31 protein-coding genes are annotated in these 17,529 nt (G+C 38.3%); 30 read left to right on the plus strand and 1 reads right to left on the minus strand.

Going from position 1 to position 17,529, the window contains the following annotated elements:
• Nucleotides 1-28 precede the first annotated feature (28 nt).
• Nucleotides 29-2,128 carry an elongation factor G gene (gene fusA / locus U8521_RS07535; RefSeq protein WP_334331732.1) on the plus strand — a complete coding sequence of 700 codons (2,100 nt, stop codon included), beginning with the start codon at nt 29-31 and terminating at the stop codon, nt 2,126-2,128.
• 52 nt (nt 2,129-2,180) lie between these two features.
• Here fusA and U8521_RS07540 read toward each other — a convergent pair whose 3' ends face one another.
• Complete coding sequence (locus U8521_RS07540) at nt 2,181-3,389, minus strand: CPBP family intramembrane glutamic endopeptidase (RefSeq protein ID WP_334352349.1); 1,209 nt, start codon at nt 3,387-3,389, stop codon at nt 2,181-2,183.
• A gap of 282 nt (nt 3,390-3,671) precedes the next feature.
• On the opposite strand from U8521_RS07540, the gene rpsJ reads away from it, so the two are divergent.
• From rpsJ to rplQ, 29 genes are all read left to right on the plus strand, one after another.
• The gene (gene rpsJ, locus U8521_RS07545; protein ID WP_025084408.1) at nt 3,672-3,980 is read left to right on the plus strand and encodes a 30S ribosomal protein S10; all 309 of its coding nucleotides are present in this window, start codon (nt 3,672-3,674) and stop codon (nt 3,978-3,980) included.
• A 31-nt stretch (nt 3,981-4,011) separates the two neighbouring features.
• Nucleotides 4,012-4,647 carry a 50S ribosomal protein L3 gene (gene rplC, locus U8521_RS07550; protein ID WP_334331730.1) on the plus strand — a complete coding sequence of 212 codons (636 nt, stop codon included), beginning with the start codon at nt 4,012-4,014 and terminating at the stop codon, nt 4,645-4,647.
• A 17-nt stretch (nt 4,648-4,664) separates the two neighbouring features.
• A complete protein-coding gene (gene rplD / locus U8521_RS07555) occupies nt 4,665-5,288 on the plus strand; it encodes a 50S ribosomal protein L4 (RefSeq protein ID WP_334331729.1) in 624 nt (207 codons plus the stop codon).
• Complete coding sequence (rplW, locus tag U8521_RS07560) at nt 5,288-5,578, plus strand: 50S ribosomal protein L23 (protein WP_135372644.1); 291 nt, start codon at nt 5,288-5,290, stop codon at nt 5,576-5,578. The genes rplD and rplW overlap by 1 nt, the downstream gene beginning before the upstream one ends.
• A 16-nt stretch (nt 5,579-5,594) precedes the next feature.
• Nucleotides 5,595-6,428 carry a 50S ribosomal protein L2 gene (gene rplB, locus U8521_RS07565; protein WP_334331728.1) on the plus strand — a complete coding sequence of 278 codons (834 nt, stop codon included), beginning with the start codon at nt 5,595-5,597 and terminating at the stop codon, nt 6,426-6,428.
• A 34-nt stretch (nt 6,429-6,462) separates the two neighbouring features.
• Nucleotides 6,463-6,744, plus strand: coding sequence for a 30S ribosomal protein S19 (gene rpsS / locus U8521_RS07570; protein ID WP_041501334.1), 282 nt, complete (start codon nt 6,463-6,465; stop codon nt 6,742-6,744).
• 17 nt (nt 6,745-6,761) lie between these two features.
• The gene (rplV, locus tag U8521_RS07575; protein WP_010018520.1) at nt 6,762-7,115 is read left to right on the plus strand and encodes a 50S ribosomal protein L22; all 354 of its coding nucleotides are present in this window, start codon (nt 6,762-6,764) and stop codon (nt 7,113-7,115) included.
• A gap of 17 nt (nt 7,116-7,132) precedes the next feature.
• Nucleotides 7,133-7,807: a 30S ribosomal protein S3 gene (gene rpsC, locus U8521_RS07580; protein WP_334331727.1), complete on the plus strand. Its 675-nt coding sequence runs from the start codon at nt 7,133-7,135 to the stop codon at nt 7,805-7,807.
• Between the two features lie 3 nt (nt 7,808-7,810).
• Nucleotides 7,811-8,242, plus strand: coding sequence for a 50S ribosomal protein L16 (gene rplP / locus U8521_RS07585; protein ID WP_334331726.1), 432 nt, complete (start codon nt 7,811-7,813; stop codon nt 8,240-8,242).
• Nucleotides 8,232-8,426 (plus strand): 50S ribosomal protein L29, encoded by a 195-nt coding sequence (gene rpmC, locus U8521_RS07590; protein WP_010018524.1) that lies wholly within the window; start codon nt 8,232-8,234, stop codon nt 8,424-8,426. Before rplP ends, rpmC begins: the two co-directional genes overlap by 11 nt.
• A gap of 22 nt (nt 8,427-8,448) precedes the next feature.
• Nucleotides 8,449-8,721 (plus strand): 30S ribosomal protein S17, encoded by a 273-nt coding sequence (gene rpsQ / locus U8521_RS07595; protein WP_025084416.1) that lies wholly within the window; start codon nt 8,449-8,451, stop codon nt 8,719-8,721.
• 29 nt (nt 8,722-8,750) lie between these two features.
• On the plus strand, nt 8,751-9,119 hold the full coding sequence (rplN, locus tag U8521_RS07600) for a 50S ribosomal protein L14 (RefSeq protein ID WP_135372654.1): 369 nt from the start codon (nt 8,751-8,753) through the stop codon (nt 9,117-9,119).
• 32 nt (nt 9,120-9,151) lie between these two features.
• On the plus strand, nt 9,152-9,397 hold the full coding sequence (rplX, locus tag U8521_RS07605) for a 50S ribosomal protein L24 (protein ID WP_057738753.1): 246 nt from the start codon (nt 9,152-9,154) through the stop codon (nt 9,395-9,397).
• A gap of 16 nt (nt 9,398-9,413) precedes the next feature.
• Nucleotides 9,414-9,956 carry a 50S ribosomal protein L5 gene (rplE, locus tag U8521_RS07610; RefSeq protein ID WP_334331725.1) on the plus strand — a complete coding sequence of 181 codons (543 nt, stop codon included), beginning with the start codon at nt 9,414-9,416 and terminating at the stop codon, nt 9,954-9,956.
• A 17-nt stretch (nt 9,957-9,973) separates the two neighbouring features.
• Complete coding sequence (locus U8521_RS07615; protein ID WP_010018530.1) at nt 9,974-10,159, plus strand: type Z 30S ribosomal protein S14; 186 nt, start codon at nt 9,974-9,976, stop codon at nt 10,157-10,159.
• A 30-nt stretch (nt 10,160-10,189) separates the two neighbouring features.
• Entirely contained in the window at nt 10,190-10,588 is a 399-nt protein-coding gene (gene rpsH, locus U8521_RS07620; protein ID WP_334352351.1) for a 30S ribosomal protein S8, read from the plus strand.
• A gap of 31 nt (nt 10,589-10,619) precedes the next feature.
• Nucleotides 10,620-11,150, plus strand: a complete 531-nt coding sequence (rplF, locus tag U8521_RS07625; protein WP_334331724.1) for a 50S ribosomal protein L6 — start codon at nt 10,620-10,622, stop codon at nt 11,148-11,150.
• 16 nt (nt 11,151-11,166) lie between these two features.
• A complete protein-coding gene (rplR, locus tag U8521_RS07630; protein ID WP_334352352.1) occupies nt 11,167-11,532 on the plus strand; it encodes a 50S ribosomal protein L18 in 366 nt (121 codons plus the stop codon).
• Nucleotides 11,533-11,550: 18 nt separating this feature from the next.
• Nucleotides 11,551-12,051: a 30S ribosomal protein S5 gene (gene rpsE / locus U8521_RS07635; protein WP_135372664.1), complete on the plus strand. Its 501-nt coding sequence runs from the start codon at nt 11,551-11,553 to the stop codon at nt 12,049-12,051.
• Nucleotides 12,052-12,068: 17 nt separating this feature from the next.
• On the plus strand, nt 12,069-12,254 hold the full coding sequence (rpmD, locus tag U8521_RS07640; RefSeq protein WP_135372666.1) for a 50S ribosomal protein L30: 186 nt from the start codon (nt 12,069-12,071) through the stop codon (nt 12,252-12,254).
• Nucleotides 12,255-12,284: 30 nt separating this feature from the next.
• Nucleotides 12,285-12,725: a 50S ribosomal protein L15 gene (gene rplO / locus U8521_RS07645; RefSeq protein ID WP_135372668.1), complete on the plus strand. Its 441-nt coding sequence runs from the start codon at nt 12,285-12,287 to the stop codon at nt 12,723-12,725.
• Complete coding sequence (gene secY / locus U8521_RS07650; RefSeq protein WP_135372670.1) at nt 12,725-14,020, plus strand: preprotein translocase subunit SecY; 1,296 nt, start codon at nt 12,725-12,727, stop codon at nt 14,018-14,020. Before rplO ends, secY begins: the two co-directional genes overlap by 1 nt.
• A 14-nt stretch (nt 14,021-14,034) precedes the next feature.
• A complete protein-coding gene (locus tag U8521_RS07655; protein ID WP_334331722.1) occupies nt 14,035-14,688 on the plus strand; it encodes an adenylate kinase in 654 nt (217 codons plus the stop codon).
• A gap of 95 nt (nt 14,689-14,783) precedes the next feature.
• Nucleotides 14,784-15,002 (plus strand): translation initiation factor IF-1, encoded by a 219-nt coding sequence (gene infA / locus U8521_RS07660; protein ID WP_025084427.1) that lies wholly within the window; start codon nt 14,784-14,786, stop codon nt 15,000-15,002.
• A gap of 32 nt (nt 15,003-15,034) precedes the next feature.
• The gene (gene rpmJ, locus U8521_RS07665; RefSeq protein ID WP_010018546.1) at nt 15,035-15,151 is read left to right on the plus strand and encodes a 50S ribosomal protein L36; all 117 of its coding nucleotides are present in this window, start codon (nt 15,035-15,037) and stop codon (nt 15,149-15,151) included.
• A 23-nt stretch (nt 15,152-15,174) separates the two neighbouring features.
• A complete protein-coding gene (gene rpsM / locus U8521_RS07670; protein ID WP_334331721.1) occupies nt 15,175-15,540 on the plus strand; it encodes a 30S ribosomal protein S13 in 366 nt (121 codons plus the stop codon).
• A 24-nt stretch (nt 15,541-15,564) separates the two neighbouring features.
• Nucleotides 15,565-15,951 carry a 30S ribosomal protein S11 gene (rpsK, locus tag U8521_RS07675; RefSeq protein WP_025084429.1) on the plus strand — a complete coding sequence of 129 codons (387 nt, stop codon included), beginning with the start codon at nt 15,565-15,567 and terminating at the stop codon, nt 15,949-15,951.
• 63 nt (nt 15,952-16,014) lie between these two features.
• Nucleotides 16,015-16,953 carry a DNA-directed RNA polymerase subunit alpha gene (locus tag U8521_RS07680; RefSeq protein ID WP_334352353.1) on the plus strand — a complete coding sequence of 313 codons (939 nt, stop codon included), beginning with the start codon at nt 16,015-16,017 and terminating at the stop codon, nt 16,951-16,953.
• A 30-nt stretch (nt 16,954-16,983) separates the two neighbouring features.
• Nucleotides 16,984-17,364: a 50S ribosomal protein L17 gene (gene rplQ, locus U8521_RS07685; RefSeq protein ID WP_057738774.1), complete on the plus strand. Its 381-nt coding sequence runs from the start codon at nt 16,984-16,986 to the stop codon at nt 17,362-17,364.
• Nucleotides 17,365-17,529: the final 165 nt, after the last annotated feature.

Genomic DNA, 17,529 nt, shown 5'->3' on the forward strand with positions numbered 1-17,529 from the left:
GTTAATTTGAGAGGAGAAACAATTTTTCATGGCTAATAAACGTGAATTTCCACTAGAAGATACCCGTAATATTGGTATCATGGCCCACATCGATGCCGGTAAAACTACAACTACAGAACGTATCTTGTACTATACTGGTAAAATCCATAAAATTGGTGAAACACATGATGGTGCTTCACAAATGGACTGGATGGCTCAAGAACAAGAACGTGGTATTACTATCACATCAGCTGCTACAACTGCTGAATGGAAGAACAACCGTATCAATATCATTGATACTCCAGGACACGTTGACTTCACAATCGAAGTTGAACGTTCACTCCGTGTTCTAGATGGTGCTATTACAGTTCTTGATGCTCAATCAGGTGTTGAACCACAAACTGAAAATGTTTGGCGTCAAGCCTCAACATACGGTGTTCCAAGAATCGTCTTTGTTAACAAGATGGATAAAATCGGTGCTAACTTTGACTACTCTGTAGAAACATTGCATGAAAGACTAGATGCTAACGCACATGCTATTCAAATGCCTATTGGTGCCGAAGACCAATTCGAAGGTGTTATCGACTTGATTGAAATGAAAGCCGATCTATACGACGAAGATGAATTAGGTACAAAATGGGATACAGTTGATGTTCCTGAAGAATATCGTGCTGAAGCTGAAAAGAAACGTGCTGAATTAATCGAATCAGTTGCTGATGTTGATGATGACATCATGGACAAGTATCTTGAGGGTGAAGAAATCAGCAATGATGAAATCCGTGCTGCTATCCGTAAAGCAACAATCAATTTGAAGTTCTTCCCAGTTCTTGCAGGTTCTGCCTTCAAGAATAAGGGTGTTCAAATGTTGATGGATGCCGTTGTTGACTATCTACCATCACCACTTGACGTACGTCCTTATAAAGCTACAGATCCTAAGGATGAATCAGAAGTTGAACTTATGGCTGATGACAGCAAACCATTTGCTGGACTTGCATTTAAGATTGCTACTGACCCATTCGTTGGACGTCTAACATACATTCGTGTATATAGAGGTTCACTAGAATCAGGTTCTTATGTTTTGAACTCATCAAAAGACAAACGTGAACGTGTTGGTCGTTTGCTACAAATGCATTCTAACCACCGTAAGGAAATCCCTGAAGTATTCTCTGGTGATATCGCTGCCGTTATCGGTTTGAAGAATACTACAACAGGTGATTCTCTAACAGATCCAGATCACCCATTAATTCTTGAATCATTGGATATTCCAGATCCAGTTATCCAAGTATCTATCGAACCTAATTCAAAGGAAGATAGAGATAAGATGGATGTTGCTATCCAAAAACTTTCAGAAGAAGATCCTACTTTCCAAGCTGAAACAAATCCTGAAACTGGTGAAACATTGATCGCCGGAATGGGTGAATTACACTTGGATATCATGGTTGACCGTATGAAACGTGAATTTAACGTTGCATGTAAGGTTGGTGAACCTCAAGTTGCTTACCGTGAAACATTTACACAACAAACAAGTGCTCAAGGTAAGTTCGTTCGTCAATCTGGTGGTAAAGGTCAATATGGTGATGTTTGGATTGAATTCACACCTAATGAAGAAGGTAAAGGCTTCGAATTCGAAGATGCTATCGTCGGTGGTGTTGTTCCTCGTGAATACATCCCTTCAGTAGAACAAGGATTGAAAGAATCAATGGAAAACGGTGTTCTTGCTGGATACCCATTGATCGATGTTAAGGCTAAGTTGTATGATGGTTCATACCACGAAGTCGATTCATCTGAAGCTGCCTTCAAGATTGCTGCTTCATTGGCTCTACGTAATGCTGCTAAGTCTGCTGGTGCTGTAATTCTTGAACCTATTATGAAGGTTGAAATTGTTACACCAGAAGATTACTTAGGTGACGTTATGGGACAAGTTACTGCTCGTCGTGGACGTGTTGAAGGTATGGAAGCACGTGGTAATGCACAACTTATCAATGCTTTCGTTCCACTTGCAGAAATGTTTGGTTACGCTACAACACTTCGTTCAGCAACACAAGGTCGTGGTACATTTACAATGACAATGGATCACTACGAAAAAGTTCCTAAGTCAATTCAAGCTGACATCATTAAGAAAAATGGTGGCAACCCTGACGCTGAATAATTAATGACAAAATTAAAACCGTAACAGTTTAATCTGTTACGGTTTTTTTGTGTTATGAAATTGTAAAATAATTTGAATCAGAATGATTGCGCCGATAAACTGCAATTAACAATCCCAATGCGATTGCAATAAAAATTAAAGTTTCAACGACAGTAAAAATATTTTGTAAGTTAGTTACCTTACCAGTCATGACTTCACCCGAAGTAGTAAAAGCTAAGGCATCGAGCAGAGTATGAAAAATCACTGGAATAAAAAACATGTCAGAATACAAATAGAGACCACACATCAATAATCCCATCCCGGTAGCAAAAACTACTTGGTTGATCGTATTAGGAAGATCTTGTCCGGCTGATAAATTACTTAAGTGCAATAATCCAAAGCAAAGACTGCTAATAAAGCTAGCAAAGAAAATTTTCCAACGGAAATTTTTAAAAGCCGCTAATAAAATAGTTAGAAACATATATCTAAATAAAACTTCTTCGGCAATTCCGGCCTCTAAACCGCTCAATAAATATTCAATTCGGAATTTAGCATGTGAGAAATCAAAAGTATAAAGTGAACTCAAGAAATCTTTACCTCCGCTGAAGGCATTCCACATCGTGAACCAAAAACATAATAATAGTAGAAAAAATAAAATTATGTAATTGATGTGACGTGATGGGGCCATGTGAGGGTAAGGGTAACCCCATTTTCTCATCATTACTAAAGCCATGACCAAGAAGACAAGTGCTCCCATGAATCTAGTGTCACTCAATCTTGCTATTAGTGGGTTGAAATCAAGAATAGTGCTGTATGTAACGATACTTAATGATCCCATAGCGATAAATTCAAAAGAGAAAACACTTAGTAGTAACTGCACAAATTTATTTTCAAATGGTGTTAAGAAAACTACGACATAGGGAATATACATGACTAAAACTGAAACTAAAAACAATATTAATGAACTAGGTAAATTCCAGTCATAGTACTTGGTACTAAAAGTTATTAAGTAGAAGTATGATTCTGCAATGATAAATACTTGTAAAAATAGCTGAAAGACAAAATTAAGCCGCTCAGAAATTTTTTGTGGTCTACTTTTGACCTTCAATGCTAAAAGATTTAAAAATATAGGAATGAATAAGTAAAGATTTTTAGTCATAGCACTGAAGGTGAATATAATTAGGGCATTTAAAATTACCTGTCCTTTAAAAATATATAGATACATTTTATCTTTATTATTTGGTGAAAACCTGTTATTATAACTAAATCCGTAATTGTTCAAAATCCACCTCCACTTTTATTAGAGTATAGTTTAAAATCTCTATTTTAGAAAGTAACTTTTATTTTGAAAAATGCTCGATTAGGCTTGAAAATCCGGAGGTCATCGTGTAGTATTATAAGAGTGCTTATTTCTTGGAGAAGTATGTACTTAAATAGATATTTAAATATATCGACGGCTTAGAAGTGAGAGGTTGCGACACACCCGGCCGCTTTGCCACGGCAGGGCTGGCGGATATTTTCACGGAGCCGGTCATCTTGAAAGAGACAAAAAGGAGGTAACCCCATGGCAAGTCAAAAAATTCGCATTCGTTTAAAGGCTTATGAACATCGTATTCTAGATCAATCAGCTGACAAGATTGTGGAAACTGCAAAAAGAACTGGTGCTACAATTTCAGGACCAATTCCTTTGCCAACAGAGCGTTCACTATATACAGTGTTAGCTTCACCACACAAGCATAAGGATTCTAGAGAACAATTCGAAATGCGTACACATAAAAGACTTATCGACGTTGTTAACCCAACAAAGAAGACGGTTGATTCACTTATGAAGTTGGATCTACCATCAGGTGTTGACATTGAAATTAAATTATAATTATTACAAATAAATTATTGGAGGTGCAAACATGGCCAAAAAAGGAATTCTTGGTAAAAAAGTCGGAATGACTCAAATTTTTACTGACAATGGTGAATTAGTTCCCGTTACAGTTGTTGAAGCAACACCAAATGTTGTTATGCAACTTAAAACAGTTGAAAATGATGGTTATGAAGCCGTACAACTAGGCTTGGATGACTTGCGTGAAGTATTGTCAAACAAACCTGCCAAGGGTCATGCACAAAAGGCAAATACAACTCCTAAACGTTACATTCGCGAATTCCGCGATGTTGAAATGGGAGACTACGAATTAGGTGCTGAAGTTACAGTAGATACATTTAATTCTGGTGATATTGTCGACGTTACAGGAACAACTAAGGGACACGGAATGCAAGGTAACATCAAGAGATTCGGTCAAGCTAGAGGACCTGAAACTCACGGTTCTAGATATCACCGTGTTGCTGGTTCAATGGGTGCTATCATTAACCGAGTATTCAAAGGTAAGATGCTTCCAGGTCGTATGGGTAACAACCGTGTTACTACACAAAACCTAGAAATCGTTAAAGTTGATGCTGAACATAACGCAATTATGATCAAGGGTAATGTACCCGGAGCAAACAAATCATTAGTTAAAATCCAAACAGCTGTTAAAGCTAATCAAAAATAGGAAGGAGGAAATGAGTTATGACAAAAATCACAGCTTACAAAGATAACGGTGCTGAAAACGGTGCTGTAGATGTAAAAGACGAAGTTTTTGGTATTGAACCAAACGACAGTGTTGTTACAGATGCAGTTATTATGCAACGTGCATCAATGAGACAAGGTACTCATGATGTTAAGAACCGTTCCGAAGTCCGTGGTGGTGGAAGAAAGCCATGGCGCCAAAAAGGTACTGGTCGTGCTCGTCAAGGTTCAATCAGATCACCTCAATGGGTAGGTGGTGGTGTCGTATTCGGCCCTACACCAAGATCTTATTCATATCACCTTCCAAAGAAGGTTAGCCGCTTGGCATTGAAGTCTGTTCTTTCACAAAAGGCTGCTGACAGTAACCTAATCGTTATTGACTCAATTTCATACGACAAACCAAGTACAAAAGCTTTCGCACAATTACTAAACAAAGTAGGTGTTGACAACAAAGCTCTTGTAGTTGTTGAAGATGGTAACGACAACGTTGCTTTATCAGCAAGAAACATTGATAAAGTTAAGGTTGTTGCTCCAGAAGGTGTTAACGTGCTTGACGTTATTAACGCAAACAAGTTAGTTGTTACACAAGCAGCACTTTCTAAAATTGAGGAGGTGCTTGGATAATGAACGCAAGAGACGTAATTATTCGCCCCGTAATCACTGAAAGCTCAATGGATGCTATGAGCGATAAGAAATATACTTTCGATGTTGCTTTAGATGCTAACAAAGTTCTTGTTAGACAAGCTGTTGAAGAAGTTTTCGGTGTAAAAGTTAAACAAGTAAACATCATGAATGTTTCTGGTAAGAAGAAGCGCCAAGGTCGTTATGTTGGTTTTACAGCAAAACGTCGTAAGGCTATCGTTACTCTTACAGCAGATTCAGATGAAATTAAGATTTTCGAAGACGAGAAATAAATAAGGAGGTCAAATAATGGCGATTATCAAGTATAAACCAACCACAAACGGTCGTCGTAATATGACAGGTTCTGACTTTTCAGAAATTACTAAGACAACTCCTGAAAAGACACTTTTAGAATCACAAAGCCATACAGCTGGTCGTAACTCATACGGTCATATTACAGTTCGTCACCGTGGTGGTGGACACAAACAAAAGTACCGTGTTATTGATTTCAAACGTATCAAAGACGGTGTTAAAGCTACAGTAAAATCTATTGAATATGATCCAAATCGTACAGCAAATATTGCATTGCTTCACTATTCTGACGGTGTTAAGTCATATATCTTAGCTCCTAAGGGCCTTGAAGTAGGGCAAATCGTTGAATCTGGTAAAGATGCAGATATCAAACCTGGTAACGCACTTGCACTTGCAGATATCCCTGTTGGTACAGTTCTACACAACGTTGAATTGAAACCTGGTAAGGGTGGTCAACTAGGCCGTTCCGCTGGTACATCTGTTCAATTATTAGGTAGAGATGGTAAATACTCACTATTACGTTTACCTTCTGGTGAAGTTCGTATGATTCTTTCAACTTGCCGTGCTACTGTTGGTTCAATTGGTAATGAACAACATGAACTTATTAAGATTGGTAAAGCTGGACGTAAGCGTTGGTTAGGTATGAGACCTACAGTTCGTGGTTCAGTTATGAACCCTAACGATCACCCACACGGTGGTGGTGAAGGTAAAGCTCCTATCGGTCATCCATCACCAATGTCACCATGGGGTAAGAAGACCTTGGGTAAGAAGACTCGTTCATCACGTGCCAAATCTGAAAGACTTATCGTTCGTCATAGAAAAGGTAAGTAGACTATTCATTAGAATAATATAAGGAGGACATAAGATGAGTCGTAGTTTAAAAAAAGGACCATTTGCTGATGCACACCTTCTAAAGAAGATCGATGCTCAAGCAGACTCTGATAAGAAGTCAGTTATCAAAACATGGTCAAGACGTTCAACAATTTTTCCTAGTTTCGTAGGATACACAATCGCAGTTCATGATGGTCGTAAGCACGTTCCAGTTTATATCCAAGAAGATATGGTTGGCCACAAGTTGGGCGAATTCGTTCCAACACGTACATTCCACGGTCATGCTACTGATGACAAGAAGACAGTTAAGAAATAAGAAGGGAGACTTAAATGATGGCAGAACAAGAAATTACATCTGCAACAGCTAGAGTTACTAACGTACGTATTGCTCCTCGTAAGGCTCGCCTTGTTATTGATCTAATCAGAGGCAAGAATGCTGCTGAGGCACTTGCAATTTTGCAATTCACACCAAGAGCAGGCTCTCCAATTATTGCTAAAGCTCTTAAGTCAGCAATTGCAAACGCAGAACATAACTTTGATTTAGATGCACAAAACCTATTCGTTAGCGAAGCATTCGTTGACGAAGGACCAACTCTAAAACGTTTCCGTCCTAGAGCTAAGGGTTCAGCATCACCAATTAACAAGAGAACAAGTCACATTACAGTTGTAGTAAGTGAAAAAGAATAGTATTGGAGGTAACTTGAGTGGGTCAAAAGATTAATCCAGTCGGATTCCGTGTCGGTGTTATCCGTGACTGGGATGCCAAATGGTATGCAAACAATAAAGACTTTTCAACATTTTTACATGAAGACCTTAGAATTCGTAAGTATATTGAAGACAAACTTTCAAATGCTTCCGTATCAAGAATCGAAATTGAACGTACTGCAAAGAACGTTACAGTTTCAATTCATACCGCTAAACCAGGTATGGTTATCGGTAAAGGTGGTTCTGAAGTTGAAAAATTACGTAATGAACTAAATAATTTAACTAACAGAAACATTCACATCAACATCATCGAAATCAAGAAACCTGATTTAGATGCAAAATTGGTTGGTGAAAGCATTGCTCGTCAACTTGAAGCTCGTATTGCTTTCAGACGTGCACAACGTCAAGCAGTTCAACGTTCAAGACGTGCCGGTGCTAAAGGTATCAAGGTACAAATTTCTGGTCGTTTAAACGGTGCTGATATGGCTCGTCGTGAATGGCATACAGAAGGAACTGTTCCTTTGCACACATTGCGTGCAGATATCGATTATGCTTGGGTTGAAGCTAAGACAACTTATGGTAATTTAGGTGTTAAAACTTGGATTTATCGTGGTGAAATCTTACCTGCTAAACCACAACATGATGATCAAAAATCTGAAGGGAAAGGAGAATAATCTATGCTAGTACCAAAACGTGTAAAACACCGTCGTGAATTCCGTGGAAAGATGCGCGGAGAAGCTAAAGGTGGAAAAACTGTTACATTTGGTGAATATGGTTTGAAGGCACTTGATTCAAGCTGGATCACAAATAGACAAATTGAAGCATCTCGTGTTGCTATGACTCGTTATATGAAGCGTGGTGGTAAGGTTTGGATTAAAATCTTCCCTCATAAATCATACACTGCAAAAGGTGTAGGTGTTCGTATGGGTAATGGTAAAGGTGCTCCAGCTGGATGGGTAGCTCCTGTTAAACGCGAAAAGGTTTTGTTTGAAATCGGTGGCGTTTCAGAAGAAGTTGCTCGTGAAGCATTGAGACTTGCATCACACAAACTACCTGTAAGAACTAAGTTTGTAAAACGTGAGGAAGTAGGTGGCGCTGATGAAGGCTAGTGAAATCAAAGAGCTTACTGCTGCTCAATTGCAAGACAAAGTTAAAGAATATAAAGAAGAACTATTCAACTTGCGTTTCCAACAAGCTACTGGTCAATTGGAAAACACTGCCCGTCTTAAGGCCGTAAGAAAGAACATCGCAAGATTAAGAACAGCTCAAAATCAAAAGAATAACGAAAAATAATAAACAGGAAGGGGATATCAAGTTGAGCGAAACACAAACTCGTAACCATCGTAAAGTATATCAAGGACGCGTCGTTTCAGATAAAATGGATAAGACAATCGTTGTTGTTGTTGAAACTTACAAAACACACCCAGTTTATGGCAAGCGTGTTAGATATTCTAAGAAATATTACGTTCAAGACGATAACAACGAAGCTAAAGTTAACGATATTGTACGTATCATGGAAACTCGACCTTTGTCAAAGACAAAGCGCTTCCGTTTATTAGAAATCGTCGAAAAAGCAGTCAAGATTTAGACTATAACTGATGAGAGGAGGGCCAAAACATGATTCAACAAGAAAGTCGTCTAAAAGTTGCAGATAACTCTGGAGCCCGTGAAATTCTAACAATTAAAGTTCTTGGTGGTTCAAACCGTAAGACAGCTAACATCGGTGATGTTATTGTTGCTACAGTCAAACAAGCAACACCAGGTGGCGTTGTTAAAAAGGGTGATGTTGTCAAGGCAGTTATCGTAAGAACTGTATCAGGAGCTCACCGTGCAGATGGTTCTTACATCAGATTTGATGAGAATGCTGCAGTTATTATTAATGCTGATAAAACACCTAGAGGAACTCGTATTTTCGGACCTGTTGCTCGTGAACTACGTGATAACGATTTTATGAAGATCGTATCTCTAGCACCAGAAGTGCTATAAAAAGATCAATATAATTCAGGAGGTGCTGAATAGTGTTTGTAAAAACTGGAGACAATGTCAAAGTTATCGCTGGCGATGCCAAAGGCAAAACTGGTGTAGTTAAAAAGGCTATGCCAAGTGTCAACAAAGTTATCGTTGAAGGCGTAAATGTTGTTAAGAAACACTCTAAGCCAAGCAATGCTCAACCCCAAGGTGGAATTGTTGACGTTGAAAGACCTATTAGCGCAACTAACGTTAAAGTTGTAAGTAAAACAACTGATAAAAAAGAAGATAAATAAGAAAGGAGAAAACTAAATGGCTAACGCTTTAAAAGAAAAGTATGATAGTGAAATCACACCATCAATGATGAAGAAGTTCAACTACTCATCAATCATGGAAACACCTAAATTAGACAAGATCGTTCTAAACATGGGTGTTGGTGATGCCATCGCTAACTCAAAGAACCTTGATGAAGCTGTTGAAGAACTTGGCTTGATTGCTGGTCAAAAGCCACTAATCACAAAGGCTAAGAAATCAATCGCTGGTTTCAGACTTCGTGAAGGTATGTCAATCGGTGCTAAGGTTACACTACGTGGTGACCGTATGTACGACTTCCTTGACAAATTAATCAACATTGCTCTACCACGTGTTCGTGACTTCCGTGGTGTAAGTACTCGTTCATTTGATGGCCGTGGTAACTACACACTAGGTATTAAAGAACAATTGGTTTTCCCAGAAATTGACTACGATAAGGTTAACAAGATTCGTGGATTGGACATCGTTATTGTTACAACAGCAAATACTGATGAAGAATCACGTGAACTATTAACACAAATCGGTATGCCATTCGCAAAATAAATTAGGAGGTAAATTCATTGGCTAAGAAATCACAAATCGTACGTAATCATAGACCCGCAAAGTTCTCATCACAAGCTTATACACGTTGCGAACGCTGTGGACGTCCACATTCTGTATATCGTAAGTTCAAGCTTTGCCGACTTTGCCTTCGTCAATTGGCTCATGAAGGTCAAATCCCTGGTATGAAAAAAGCTAGCTGGTAAGATTTTAATATAATAAAGGAGGTAAATTAAATGGTCATGACAGATCCTATTGCGGATTACTTAACACGTATTCGTAACGCTAACATGGTTAAACATGAATCTCTAGAAGTGCCTGCTTCAAACATTAAGAAGAGCATGACAGAAATTCTAAAAAATGAAGGATTTATCAAGGATTACGAAGTTATTGAAGACAACAAGCAAAACGTACTTCGTATTTTCTTAAAATATGGTAACGATCAACAACGCGTTATTTCCGGCTTGAAACGTATTTCAAGACCAGGTCTACGTAGTTATGTTGATTCAGATAACGTACCAAAGGTTCTTAATGGATTAGGTATCGCTATTCTTTCAACTTCAAAAGGTGTAATTACTGACAAACAAGCTCGCGCACAACACGTGGGTGGAGAAGTAATTGCTTACGTTTGGTAATACATTTAAATAAGTAAGGAGGTGCACGAATTTGAGTCGTATCGGATATAAAGTAATTGAAATTCCAGAAGGTGTTACAGTTACTCAAAATGGCGAAAATATTACTGTTAAAGGCCCTAAGGGTGAATTAACAAGAGAATTTAATTCTAAAATCAAGTTAAGTCTTGAAGGCAACGAAGCTAAGTTCACACGTGAAAGCGACAATGACAAAGCTTTACATGGTACAATGCGTTCAAACCTTAACAATATGGTTATCGGTGTTACAAAAGGCTACGAAAAGAAGCTTGAACTAAGAGGTGTTGGTTACCGTGCACAAGTTAAAGGTAATACACTTACACTTACAGTAGGTTTCTCACATCCTGTAGTTATGGATGCACCAGAAGGTATCAAGATCGAATCACCTTCAAATACTGAAATCAACATTTCTGGTATCAGCAAGCAAAAGGTTGGTCAATTTGCAGCTGTTATCCGCGATGTACGTCCTCCAGAACCTTATAAGGGTAAAGGTATTCGTTATGTTGACGAATATGTACGTCGTAAAGAAGGTAAAACTGGTAAATAGTAAATAAATCTATGAGGTGAAAATTGTGATTACAAAACCAGACAAAAACAAAGCACGCCAAAAGCGTCAAAGACGTATCCGTGCAAAAATCTCTGGTACTGCTGAGCGCCCACGCTTAAACGTATTCCGTTCGAATAAAAACATTTACGCTCAAATTATTGATGACGTAAAGGGTGTAACGCTAGCAAGTGCCTCAACTCTTGATAAAGACATTAAAGACGGTTCAAAAGTTGAACAAGCTCAAGCTGTTGGTGCTTTGATTGCCAAAAGAGCTCAAGAAGCAAAAATCAGTGAAGTAGTATTTGATCGTGGCGGATACCTCTACCATGGTCGTGTACAAAGCCTAGCTGAAGCAGCTCGTGAAAATGGATTAAAATTCTAGAAGGAGGAAACCAAATTTATGACATATATCGATCCATCTCAATTAGAATTAGAAGATCGCGTTGTCTCAATCAACCGTGTTACTAAGGTTGTTAAAGGTGGACGCCGTCTACGTTTTGCTGCTATCGTTATCGTTGGTGACAAGAATGGTCACGTAGGTTTCGGTACTGGTAAAGCTCAAGAAGTTCCAGAAGCTATTCGTAAAGCTGTCGAAGATGCTAAGAAGAACCTTATCAACGTTCCTATGGTTGGTTCAACAATTCCTCATGAAGTTATCGGTACTTACGGTGCTGGTAGAATCATGTTGAAGCCTGCTGAAGAAGGTTCTGGTATTGCTGCTGGTGGTGCTGTTCGTGCCGTTATCGAATTAGCTGGTGTTGGTGATGTTACAAGTAAGTCACTTGGAAGAAACACACCTATCAACGTAATTCGTGCAACAATCGAAGGATTAAAACAACTTAAAACTGCTGAAAGCGTTGCTGACATGCGCGGTATCTCAGCTCAAGAATTGCTTAACTAGAAGAAAGGTGCGTAATAATGGCTAAACTTAAAATTACTCTAATTAGAAGTGCAGCTCACCGCCTTCCTGCTCAACGTAAGACAGTTAAAGAATTAGGACTCGCAAGAGTTTCAAGTTCTGTTGTTAAGCCGGATGATCCCGCAATTCGTGGTGCTGTACGTAAAATCGCTCATTTAGTAAGCGTTGAAGAAGTTAAAGATTAATAAAATATTCAAAGATTAGGAGGTGCAATAATGGAACTAAACGAACTTAAGCCAAGTGCAGGCTCAAGACATGCTAGAAAGCGTCTAGGTCGTGGTACTTCAAGTGGTACTGGTAAAACTGCTGGTCGTGGACAAAAAGGTCAATTAGCTAGATCAGGTGGTAAGACACGTATCGGTTTTGAAGGTGGACAAATGCCTTTATTCCGTCGTATGCCAAAACGTGGTTTCAATAACATCAACCGCAAGGAATATGCTATTGTTAACCTAAGCGATTTAAGCAAATTTAGCGATGGTGCTGAAGTTAATGTTGAAACATTGAAGGCAGCTGGAATCGTTAAAAAAGAATATAATGGTGTTAAGTTGCTTGCTAACGGTGAGGTTAGCGCTAAGTTGACTGTTAAAGTTGCCAAGGCATCTGAAGCAGCAACTAAAGCAATTGAAGCCGCTGGTGGCACTGTAGAGGTGATCTAATGCTTGGAACTATCAGAGATGCTCTAAAGGTAAAAGAAATTCGTAAGAAGATTCTGTTTACCTTGATGTTACTTGTTATATATCGTTTGGGATCACAAATTACAGTGCCCGGCGTTAATGCCGCAGCAATGGACAAAGTTGGTTCTACAGGGTTAGTTCCCCTATTGGATACTGTAACCGGTGGTGGTCTTTCAAACTACTCTATTTTCTCAATGGGTGTTTCACCATTCATCACGGCCCAAATTGTTGTTCAACTTCTACAAATGGACATTGTTCCCAAATTTGTAGAGTGGAGTAAACAAGGTGAAGTTGGTCGTAGAAAGTTAAATCAAGTAACGAGATATTTGACGATTGTTTTAGGTTTTGTTCAGTCAATCGGTATTACAGCCGGTTTTAACACTTTAAGTGGTTTAGGATTGGTTAAATCTCCTAACGTGAGAGCTTTTGTTACCATTGGTATTATCTTAACTGGTGGTACCATGCTTTTAACTTGGATCGGTGAGCAAATCACTGATAAAGGTTTGGGTAATGGTGTTTCTGTAATCATCTTCGCTGGTATTATTGCCAGATTCCCAAGTGGAATCAAGGAAATTTACCGTGATTATATTACAAACTCTAGTTCTGCTGATCTTGCTAAGAATATTGGATTCTTGGTTGCTCTAGTAGTAATCATTTTGATTGTTGTGCAATTTGTTACATATGTACAACAAGCAAATAGAAGAATTCCTATTCAATACACAAGACGTGCAGCAGGTAGTGGTAGTGAAAGTTTTCTACCATTGAAGGTTAACGTTGCTGGTGTTATTCCTGTTATCTTCGCTAGTTCATTTATTGTTACGCCTCAAACAATTTTGATGGCGTTTCAAGCAAATCACAGTGGAGATCAATGGTATCAAGTATTAACCGAAATATTCAGTATGCAGACTACTACAGGTTCTCTTCTCTATACATTGTTGATTGTATTGTTTACTTTCTTCTATGCATTTGTTCAAGTAAATCCTGAAAAGCTTGCAGAAAACCTACAAAAACAAGGGGCTTATATCCCTGGGATTTGGCCTGGTAATGAAACAATCAAGTTCATGTCAGGTGTACTGATGAAATTATCAACTGTTGGATCTGTATTCCTTGGTTTAGTTTCATTACTTCCATTGTTAGCTGCTAACTTGTTCAATCTACCTCAATCCATCGGATTAGGTGGTACGAGTTTATTGATCATTGTTGGTGTTGCTTTGGAAATGGATCGTCAATTACGTGGTCTTTTGATGAAGCGTGAATACGTTGGATTTATTAGATAATTGGAGATGTGACAATGAATATTGTATTGATGGGATTACCTGGTGCTGGTAAAGGTACTCAAGCTGAAAAGATTGTTGAAGATTTTAAAGTTGTTCATATTTCAACAGGTGACATGTTCAGAGCTGCGATGGCTAATAAGACAGAAATTGGCCTAAAAGCTAAAGGGTTCATCGATAAAGGTGAACTTGTTCCTGATGATGTTACTGAAGGAATCGTTCAAGATCGTCTATCTGAAGAAGACGTTCAAAAAGACGGATATATGTTAGATGGATTTCCGAGAACTCTTGAACAGGCTAACGCTTTACAGACAATTGCAAAGAATGTAAACAAACCTATAGATGCTGTCATCTATATTGATGTTAAGCCTGAAACATTAGTTGATCGCTTATCTGGAAGATATATTTGTTCTAAGTGCGGAGCAACTTATCATAAGATTTACAATCCTACTAAGGTTGAAGGAACATGCGACGTCTGTGGCGGCCATGACTTCTATCAACGTGAGGACGATAAACCAGAAACTGTTAAGAATAGATTAAAAGTTAATATTGAAATGAATACACCATTAATTGATTTTTATGACAAGTTGAACTTGTTATACAAGATCAATGGTGAACAAGAAATAGATGAAGTTTATAACGAAGTTAAAAAAGTTTTACAAAGTCTGTAAGACTTTTTGCTTTGAATGTTTACATATATGGAAAATTATTGTATAATTCGCCAGTATATGCATAATAATTTCATCCCGTATGGAGGTTAATATCTTTGGCAAAAGAAGATGTCATTGAAGTAGAAGGTACAATTTCAGAAACATTGCCCAATGCAATGTTTAAGGTAAAGCTTGAAAACGGGGCTACAATTTTAGCTCATGTGTCAGGTAAAATCCGTATGCACTACATTAGAATTTTACCCGGTGATAAGGTTACCGTGGAATTATCCCCTTATGATTTAACCAAGGGAAGAATTACATATAGATATAGATAATAAGTTTTTTAATGGAATGGAGGTTCCACAATATGAAAGTAAGACCATCCGTTAAACCTATGTGCGAACACTGTAAAGTAATTAAGAGACGCGGTCGCGTCATGGTTATTTGCTCTGCAGATCCAAAGCACAAACAAAGACAAGGATAATTTAATAGGAGGTGCATTGATTAATGGCTCGTATAGCAGGTGTAGATTTGCCTCGTGATAAGAGAATTGTTGTTGCTTTAACATACATTTTTGGTATCGGCAATACAACAGCTCAAAAGGTATTGAAAAATGCCGATGTATCAGAGGATATTCGTACAAGAGACTTAACTCCTGATCAAGAAGAAAAAATTCGTGCAGAAGTTGATAAGATTCGTGTCGAAGGTGACTTACGTCGTGAAGTAAGTATGAACATCAAGAGACTACAAGAAATTGGCTCATATCGTGGTATGAGACACCGTCGTGGTTTGCCAGTTCGTGGACAAAACACAAAGAACAACGCAAGAACTCGTAAGGGCAAGAAGACTGCCATTGCAGGTAAGAAAAAGTAATAAGAATAAGATAGGAGGTTAATCATGGCACAAACTAAAGGTCGTAAGCGCCGTACTAAGAAGCATATTGAATCTGGTGTTGCACATATCCACTCCACATTCAACAATACACTTGTTATGATCACTGATGTTAACGGTAATGCCGTTTCATGGTCATCTGCTGGTGCATTAGGATTCAAAGGTAGTCGTAAATCAACACCATTTGCTGCACAAATGGCTGGTGAAGCTGCTGCTAAAGAATCAATGGAACATGGTATGAAGACAGTTGAAGTAGCTGTTAAGGGTCCTGGCTCCGGTCGTGAAGCTGCAATCCGTTCATTACAAGCAACTGGTTTGGAAATCACTGCTATTCGTGATGTTACACCAGTTCCTCACAATGGTTCTCGTCCTCCAAAGCGTCGTCGTGTATAGAATGGTTGCATACCCATATGAACTAAGCTACACACATTTCGTTTTGAAAGGGGAACTAACCGAATGATCGAATTTGAAAAGCCAACCATTACTTCTGTTGAAGAAAGTAAAGATTACGGCAAGTATATTATCGAACCGCTTGAAAGAGGTTATGGTACAACTTTAGGTAATTCATTACGTAGAGTTTTATTAGCATCGTTACCCGGAACAGCGGTATCTGATATTCAAATAGATGGTGTATTGCATGAGTTTTCAGCTGTTGATGGCGTAATTGAAGACGTTACACAAATTGTGTTAAACGTTAAGAAATTAAAATTAAAATCCTATGCGGATGATAGTTTGAAAGCTGAAATCGACGTTGTCGGTCCAGCCACAGTTACTGCTGAAGACATTAAAGCTGATGATGATTTAGAAATCCTCGATCCAGAACAATTTATTTGTACTGTTGCAGAGGCTGGACACTTCCACATGCAAATGACAGTTATTAATGGTCGTGGATATACTCCTGCAGAACAAAATAAGACGGACGAAACACCTATTGGTGTTCTTCCAGTTGACTCAATTTTTACACCCGTAGAAAAAGTTAACTATCAAGTTGAAAACACTCGTGTGGGTAAGAGAAACGACTTCGACAAATTAACAATCGATATCTGGACAAATGGTTCAATTGGACCACGCGAAGCTATTAGTTTGTCAGCTAAGATTTTAACAGAACATCTTACAAGTTTTGTTAACCTTACTGAAGAAGCTAAGAGTGCTGACATGATGATCGAAAAAGAGGAAACTCAAAAAGAGAAGAAACTTGAAATGACTATTGAAGAACTTGACTTATCAGTTCGTTCATATAATTGTTTGAAGCGTGCCGGTATTAATACTGTGCAAGAGCTTACTGAAAAATCCGAAGCAGATATGATGCGTGTCCGTAATCTTGGACGTAAGTCACTCGTTGAGGTTAAAGAAAAGCTTGCTGATCTTGGATTATCATTAAAGCAAGAAGACTAATTATATCAAATTCAAACAGGAGGTATAGACATGGGCTACCGTAAATTAGGACGTAACAGTTCACAAAGAAAAGCAATGTTGCGCGATTTAACTACTGATTTAATCATTAATGAACACATTGTAACAACTGAAACTCGTGCTAAAGAGATCAGTCGTACAACAGAAAAGATGATAACCTTAGGTAAACGCGGAGATTTACATGCTCGTCGTCAAGCTGCTGCTTATGTTAGAAACGAAGTTGCTAACATTTCAGAAGAAGATGATGCAGTTGTTGTTCAATCAGCTCTTCAAAAATTATTCAGTGACATCGCACCTCGTTACAAAGAACGTAATGGTGGATACACACGTATTTTGAAGACTGCTCCACGTCGTGGAGACGCAGCACCAATGGTTATTATTGAATTAGTTTAATAATAATTGTTTATTAATCATTAAAAAATCAGTCATTCTGATAAATTAGTGAGTGTTAAGATGATGGTTGTTTCAACCAAGTCTATCTCTGAGATCTCTTTAACAGGGGACACTAATTTATCGAATGATTTTTTTTTACGCTTTTTTTGTTTTTTTACGTATTGA

The sequence above is a fragment of the Companilactobacillus miaonis genome, assembly GCF_036913615.1.
Lineage (GTDB): Bacteria > Bacillota > Bacilli > Lactobacillales > Lactobacillaceae > Companilactobacillus.

Excerpts from the sequence above, each read along its gene's own strand:
- rpsS (WP_041501334.1), top strand. The coding sequence starts at position 6,463 with ATGAGTCGTAGTTTAAAAAAAGGACCATTTGCTGATGCACACCTTCTA.
- rplQ (WP_057738774.1), top strand. The coding sequence starts at position 16,984 with ATGGGCTACCGTAAATTAGGACGTAACAGTTCACAAAGAAAAGCAATG.
- rplC (WP_334331730.1), top strand. The coding sequence starts at position 4,012 with ATGGCCAAAAAAGGAATTCTTGGTAAAAAAGTCGGAATGACTCAAATT.
- rpsK (WP_025084429.1), top strand. The coding sequence starts at position 15,565 with ATGGCACAAACTAAAGGTCGTAAGCGCCGTACTAAGAAGCATATTGAA.
- rplN (WP_135372654.1), top strand. The coding sequence starts at position 8,751 with ATGATTCAACAAGAAAGTCGTCTAAAAGTTGCAGATAACTCTGGAGCC.
- rplP (WP_334331726.1), top strand. The coding sequence starts at position 7,811 with ATGCTAGTACCAAAACGTGTAAAACACCGTCGTGAATTCCGTGGAAAG.
- rpmD (WP_135372666.1), top strand. The coding sequence starts at position 12,069 with ATGGCTAAACTTAAAATTACTCTAATTAGAAGTGCAGCTCACCGCCTT.
- rplO (WP_135372668.1), top strand. The coding sequence starts at position 12,285 with ATGGAACTAAACGAACTTAAGCCAAGTGCAGGCTCAAGACATGCTAGA.
- secY (WP_135372670.1), top strand. The coding sequence starts at position 12,725 with ATGCTTGGAACTATCAGAGATGCTCTAAAGGTAAAAGAAATTCGTAAG.
- rpsM (WP_334331721.1), top strand. The coding sequence starts at position 15,175 with ATGGCTCGTATAGCAGGTGTAGATTTGCCTCGTGATAAGAGAATTGTT.
- rplV (WP_010018520.1), top strand. The coding sequence starts at position 6,762 with ATGGCAGAACAAGAAATTACATCTGCAACAGCTAGAGTTACTAACGTA.
- rpsJ (WP_025084408.1), top strand. The coding sequence starts at position 3,672 with ATGGCAAGTCAAAAAATTCGCATTCGTTTAAAGGCTTATGAACATCGT.
- rpsE (WP_135372664.1), top strand. The coding sequence starts at position 11,551 with ATGACATATATCGATCCATCTCAATTAGAATTAGAAGATCGCGTTGTC.
- rplW (WP_135372644.1), top strand. The coding sequence starts at position 5,288 with ATGAACGCAAGAGACGTAATTATTCGCCCCGTAATCACTGAAAGCTCA.
- rpmJ (WP_010018546.1), top strand. The coding sequence starts at position 15,035 with ATGAAAGTAAGACCATCCGTTAAACCTATGTGCGAACACTGTAAAGTA.
- rpmC (WP_010018524.1), top strand. The coding sequence starts at position 8,232 with ATGAAGGCTAGTGAAATCAAAGAGCTTACTGCTGCTCAATTGCAAGAC.
- rpsH (WP_334352351.1), top strand. The coding sequence starts at position 10,190 with ATGGTCATGACAGATCCTATTGCGGATTACTTAACACGTATTCGTAAC.
- U8521_RS07680 (WP_334352353.1), top strand. The coding sequence starts at position 16,015 with ATGATCGAATTTGAAAAGCCAACCATTACTTCTGTTGAAGAAAGTAAA.
- rplE (WP_334331725.1), top strand. The coding sequence starts at position 9,414 with ATGGCTAACGCTTTAAAAGAAAAGTATGATAGTGAAATCACACCATCA.
- U8521_RS07655 (WP_334331722.1), top strand. The coding sequence starts at position 14,035 with ATGAATATTGTATTGATGGGATTACCTGGTGCTGGTAAAGGTACTCAA.
- rplD (WP_334331729.1), top strand. The coding sequence starts at position 4,665 with ATGACAAAAATCACAGCTTACAAAGATAACGGTGCTGAAAACGGTGCT.
- fusA (WP_334331732.1), top strand. The coding sequence starts at position 29 with ATGGCTAATAAACGTGAATTTCCACTAGAAGATACCCGTAATATTGGT.
- rplB (WP_334331728.1), top strand. The coding sequence starts at position 5,595 with ATGGCGATTATCAAGTATAAACCAACCACAAACGGTCGTCGTAATATG.